The sequence below is a fragment of the Streptomyces sp. GbtcB6 genome (genome assembly GCF_019091475.1).
GTDB lineage: Bacteria > Actinomycetota > Actinomycetes > Streptomycetales > Streptomycetaceae > Streptomyces > Streptomyces hyaluromycini.
In genome coordinates, this window is the sequence record NZ_JAGXJL010000302.1 from 1 (window position 1) to 268 (window position 268).

Genomic DNA, 268 nt, shown 5'->3' on the forward strand with positions numbered 1-268 from the left:
GGTCAGTTCGGCGGTGCGCAGTTCCTGCGCGGTCAGGGTGTCCGCCTGCGGGTAGCGCAACGGCAGGGGCCGCATCCCGGCCGCCGTGAGCTCCTCCCTGGCCCGCGCGGCGTGCGCCTCGGCCCCGCAGTGGACGGCTCCTTCCAGCCCCTGGTAGAGCCGGTCGTGCGCATTAAAATGGGTGGCTTTTTTTGAAAAAATTCAAGAAAAAGGAGGGCGTAATTTTTCGATTTCTTAGGTTGTTTTTTCTTTTATTTTTTCATTTACG

Annotated in this window: 1 protein-coding gene; it reads left to right on the forward strand. The window is 58.2% G+C overall.

Annotated elements, in window-relative coordinates:
* On the forward strand, positions 1 to 195 hold a 195-nt coding region (locus tag KVT45_RS55390), incomplete at its 5' end, for a hypothetical protein (protein ID WP_217562725.1).
* Positions 196 to 268 lie beyond the last annotated feature (73 nt).